Here is a 5,152-nt window from a genome sequence, read left to right on the forward strand (position 1 = left end):
TAACGGCTGGCTCCTGTCCAGATCCCGAGCCAGAAGCTCTCAATGATGTGCACCGGATCATAAGCGCGGTTAGAGCCGCCTTCCGGCAGATCCAACGTGGCCAGATGGTCACGGATACCGGTCTGGTCAATAAAACGCTTGAGGAGTGCCATGCCTCCAAAAGGCGTCACGGGCTTGTCGGAATACTCAATGGGCAGGTTCACCATCACGGTGACCTTGGCACACGCGTCAATCCTTGGCTCAATCAACTTCTACAGCTCGCCTCTTGTCTTCTATTGCATGATCCCGGATAAAGCTCGAATACTGCATCGCCGATTTCAGCAGACAGATGCTCCGGTCCCTGGCCATGCCGATGCCTCACAAACTGCAAACCCAGTCCTTCATAAAACTTCTGAGCGCGCTCTAGATCGGCAACACGCACAACGACAAGATTAAGGCGGATAGTAGGAGGCATCATTTTCACTTCCCTTTCTTCCCGGCCCCACGTTTCGGTTTTCCGTAGGTCACCTTCTTCGGCTTCGGCAAGACACCGCCGTCGTCGGCATTGAGGCCCGCTTGTTTCTTCAACTCGCGGATCTGGTCCCGCAGCAAGGCAGCGCGTTCGAATTCCAGCTTGGTCGCGGCTTCGGCCATTTCACCTTCAAGCTCGCGAATGACCTCCGTGACTGCATAATCGCCTCCGCCCTCGCGCACGACGTTTTCCTCCACCTCGCGGCCTTTGCCGACGATCTGTAGAGACTCCTGCACGGCACGCTTCACCGTCTGAGGCGTGATACCATGCTTTTCGTTATGCTCCATCTGCATCTGGCGGCGATAGCTGCTGATGCTGAGCAGGGCTCGGATGCTTTGGGTTTCTAAATCGGCAAACAAGACCACTTCGCCCCCCACGTGACGCGCCGCACGACCGGCGGTCTGAATGAGCGAGGTTTCACTGCGCAGGAAACCTTCCTTATCCGCGTCCAAAATGCACACCAAGCTCACCTCGGGCAGATCCAAACCTTCGCGGAGGAGGTTGATACCCACCAGCACATCACAATCGCCTTTACGCAGGCTGCGCAGGATCTCCACACGCTCGATGGCATCGATATCACTGTGTAGGTAGCGGACTTTCAGATCCAGATTGCGCAGGTAATCCGTCAAATCCTCAGCCGTGCGTTTGGTCAGAGTGGTGACCAAAACGCGCTCACCTTTCTCGATGCGTTGGCGGCACAACTCGATGGTTTCATCGATCTGACCTTTGAGCGGCTTGATGGTGATGGTGGGGTCCAACAAACCCGTGGGGCGGATGATCTGTTCGACCACCAGGGGCTTGCCCTTGGTGATGACATCGAACTTCTCCACCGATTGCGAACTGCCGCTCACTCTCACAGCCACACCAGGGAGAGCGGCGGGTTTGGTTTCTTCCTCCCCGATGCGCTCGCGCTTGTGCGGGATGTAATCCGTGTTTCCCACCACGCTGTTTTCTATTTCAAAACGAGCTGGCGTGGCGCTCACATACACGAGTTGGCTCGTGGCCTTCATAAACTCGTTGAACTTCAGCGGCCGGTTGTCCAAGGCACTCGGCAGGCGGAAACCATGCTCAACGAGGACCGTCTTGCGCGAGCGATCTCCTTCATACATCCCGCCGATCTGCGGGATGGTGACGTGGCTTTCATCCACCAGGCAGAGGAAGTCATCGGGGAAGAAATCCAGTAGAGTCCCTGGGGTCGCACCCGGAGCACGACCCGTGAGATGACGGCTGTAGTTTTCGATACCCTGGCAGAAACCCATCTCTAGCATCATCTCGATGTCATGCTCCGTGCGCATCTTCAGGCGCTGAGCCTCCAGCAGCTTGCCTTCCTTTTCAAACCAAGCCACGCGCTCTTCCATCTCCTCGCGGATTTTCACCACCGCTTTGCGCAGCTTATCTCCAGGAGTCACGAACTGCTTGGCCGGGAAGATGGTGTAACTCTGCAGCTTCGAAGTCACCGTGCCTGTCAGCACATCCACCACACTGATGCGGTCAATCTCATCGCCAAAGAATTCCACGCGGATGGCCTCGCTATCCAGATACGCGGGCACGATCTCCACCACATCGCCACGGGCACGGAAAGCTCCACGCTTGAGTTGGATGTCATTACGCTCGTAGAGCATGTCCACCAGCCGTGTGAGAAAAACATCGCGCGTCATCTGCTGGCTCACATGCACCGGCACCATCATGCCTTCATAGTCCTCTGGCGAGCCCAAGCCGTAAATACACGACACACTGGCGATCACCACGACATCCTTGCGGGTAAGCAGAGCCCCCATGGTGGAGAGACGCAGACGCTCGATCTCATCATTGATGCTGCTGTCCTTCTCAATGTAAGTGTCCGTGCGCGGGATGTAAGCCTCGGGCTGGTAGTAATCGAAATAACTCACGAAATACTCCACCGAGTTGTTCGGGAAGAAGTTCTTAAACTCCGAATAGAGTTGCGCCGCCAGGGTCTTGTTGTGAGAGAACACCAGGGCAGGCTTCCCCATCTCCGCGATGATGTTCGCCATCGTGAAGGTTTTTCCCGAGCCTGTGACCCCTAACAAGGTTTGGTGACGATTCCCCTCACGCAAGGACTTGACCAATTTGGCAATCGCTTGGGCTTGGTCGCCACGCGGCTGCAATTCAGGATTGAGTTGGAAGGTGCTGGACACAGAAACGAAAACTTGAGATGGATCAAAGCATACGCTTCTGGACCTGTCTTGCCCCATCGGCTTTCGGTTTTCAGAAAAAAAACTTCTGGTTCCTTACCTCCGAGAAGCTGAACTAGCCTGCGAAAAGTTGAAAGCCTTTGCATTCCCGCGTATGAGCTGACTCCATCCATGGATCGGTCCATCACGATGCTTGAGGTGGCGAAAGCGGCGCGTGTTTCCTGCGCGACGGTGTCCCGTGCTCTGCGGGATGATCCGCGCATCACACCTGAGGTGATCGAGCGCGTCAAAGCCGAGGCCACAAAGCTGGGCTACTCACCAAATCCCCTCATCCAAGCTCTGATGACGCAGCGACGGCGGAAGCAGTCGCATGAAGGTGAAGCGCTAGCCCTCATCACCAACGTGCCGGACAATGGCTGGCAGAAAAAGGACGTCTGCCTCTGGTATCTCAAGGGCATTCAAAAACGCGCCCGCCAACTTGGTTATCACCTGGAGATCTTTTCTCTCGGCTCCCTCAAAGGGGATGCGGAGCGTCTGCGCAAGGTGCTGCAGGCACGCGGTATTAGAGGTGTGATCCTGGGTTTCTCCGAAAAGGACGACCAACCGATGAAGCTGGATGTCAGTGACTTTTGTGTTGTCGGCCTGAGCACTTATTTCCGTCAGCTTCCCGTGGACCGCGTGCAGTTGCACGGCTTTTTCAATGTGAAGCTGGCTTTCGAAAAGATGCGCGCTCAGGGTTATCGTCGGCCCGCGCTCATTGCTCCAGTGCGCAACAACACCATCGTGGGCGGTCAGTGGTCTGCGGCTGCCCTCAATGAACAATGGCAACGCCCTGTGGAAGAGCAGTGCCCGCCTTTGATCGTCGAGGGGGATCAGGTTAACATGACGCTCTTTCGTCAATGGATGGAGCAGCATCAGCCGGATGCCCTGCTGGTGTATAAGTTCAATGCCTTGGAACTGCTCGAACGACTGCGTTTAAAAGTTCCTGAAGACATCGGGGTTGCCTACCTCTTTGGGACGGAAACCGAGCGACAAAACATGGCCGGTATCGACGGTAATCTGGATCAGGTGGGTGCCGCCGCCGTGGACCTCCTGGTGCAAAAAATGCACGTGCATGATCGCGGCATCCCGGAGCATCTTCGAGATGTCCTGATCACCGGTTCTTGGAAGGACGGGCCGTCTTTGCCGGTGCGACCTGCGCAAAAACGCAGCGCTCCCCTTTCGAAGAAAACTCCAGCTCCAGCGCGTGCCCAGCGCTGATCGTGCCGATACGAGCGCAAGCAATGTCGCATTGGGCAAACAACGCCTTCACCGCGTCCGTATTGTCTGGCTTCGCCGTGAGCAGATAGCCATAGCTCGGGAAGGATAACAACCAGTGTTTCAAATCCACGTCCGGGGGTCGAGGCAACGCATCGAGATCCACAATCGCCCCACAACCTGAAGTAGCCAGCAGCATCGCCAGGGTGCCGGGCACACCGCCATTGCTGATGTCTTTGCCTGCGGTGACCAGCTTCTGATCAGCGAGTTGTTTGAGCAACCGCAGATCGCCGCGCAAGCGCTCGGGTGGCGATCCCACACTGGCATTCCAAAACACCGTGCCTTCCCCACGATAAGCGCCTCGCAGATCTACCGCCATCAAGAGATCATGTCCAGGTGCCGCATCGAAACTGGTGATCAAGTTTTGTGCCTTACCCAGCACAGCAGCGGCCAAGAGCGGCGTGCGTTCATAGGGAAAACGAGTAGTGTGACCGCCGACAATCGGCACACCATAAGCCTCAGATGCCGCACGCATGCCCTCCCACAGATCGGTGGCGATCACGGAGTCGGGATGAGTCCACAGCACATCCACAATCGCTGAAGGCGATCCGCCCATCGCCGCGATGTCGCTGAGATTCACCATGACTGCACAGTAACCCGCAAACCAGGGGTCCAGTTCAATGAAACTTTCCATCATGCCCTCAGCAGCAAAAAGCATGTAGCCATCACCATCGGGAATGGCAGCGGCATCGTCTCCAATCTCAATGTTTCCTGCCACAGCCAGCGCAGGCCCATAAGCCGATGCGATGCGCAGTTTCTCCGCGACGTTCGGATGAGCGCGGAGGCTTTGGGCGAGAGATTCCAGGTCAGACATTAAGCTATGTATAACAGTTTCACCGAATGGGAAAATAACTCTCGGCTCGCTTCATCCAAGAAGGCACAGCGAGCCGGGCGTGCCTGGAGCGCACGCGTCTCGCGTGCAGTGCTCTGCGTCCTCGCGGAGCACCGTCCATAAGAGGTCGTCAAACATGATGCAGGATAGATGTGCCCTATGAGCTTCATAGGGCTTATAAGTCCTATTCGAACCCGATTACATAGGCATCTTCCAGGGACGGTTTTCCGCGAGACGCGAAAAACCGCACGCGGGACGCGTGCGCTTGTATGTTGCTTGATTGCCTGAGGGAAGCTTTGCTTCCGTCTCTGCGATGAGTTGGCCCAGGCAGGGGTGGCC

4 protein-coding genes and 1 pseudogene are annotated in these 5,152 nt (G+C 56.4%); 1 reads left to right on the top strand and 4 read right to left on the bottom strand.

Annotated features, from left to right (window positions below; translation table 11 throughout):
- From B5D61_RS25365 to B5D61_RS25370, 3 genes and pseudogenes are all read right to left on the bottom strand, one after another.
- Positions 1-206: pseudogene (locus B5D61_RS25365) on the bottom strand (IS1380 family transposase); the annotation flags it as partial.
- A 38-nt stretch (positions 207-244) separates the two neighbouring features.
- Positions 245-457: a VOC family protein gene (locus B5D61_RS27155; RefSeq protein WP_342753405.1), complete on the bottom strand. Its 213-nt coding sequence runs from the start codon at positions 455-457 to the stop codon at positions 245-247.
- A gap of 2 nt (positions 458-459) precedes the next feature.
- The gene (locus B5D61_RS25370; protein ID WP_245846607.1) at positions 460-2,667 is read right to left on the bottom strand and encodes an excinuclease ABC subunit UvrB; all 2,208 of its coding nucleotides are present in this window, start codon (positions 2,665-2,667) and stop codon (positions 460-462) included.
- Between the two features lie 168 nt (positions 2,668-2,835).
- Here B5D61_RS25370 and B5D61_RS25375 point away from each other — a divergent pair, with 168 nt between their 5' ends.
- Complete coding sequence (locus B5D61_RS25375) at positions 2,836-3,924, top strand: LacI family DNA-binding transcriptional regulator (protein WP_078816229.1); 1,089 nt, start codon at positions 2,836-2,838, stop codon at positions 3,922-3,924.
- Here B5D61_RS25375 and B5D61_RS25380 read toward each other — a convergent pair.
- Positions 3,818-4,795 (bottom strand): sll0787 family AIR synthase-like protein, encoded by a 978-nt coding sequence (locus B5D61_RS25380; protein ID WP_078816230.1) that lies wholly within the window; start codon positions 4,793-4,795, stop codon positions 3,818-3,820. The two genes, B5D61_RS25375 and B5D61_RS25380, sit on opposite strands and share 107 nt — an antisense overlap.
- Between the last annotated feature and the right edge of the window lie 357 nt (positions 4,796-5,152).

This window comes from Prosthecobacter debontii (assembly GCF_900167535.1).
GTDB lineage: Bacteria > Verrucomicrobiota > Verrucomicrobiia > Verrucomicrobiales > Verrucomicrobiaceae > Prosthecobacter > Prosthecobacter debontii.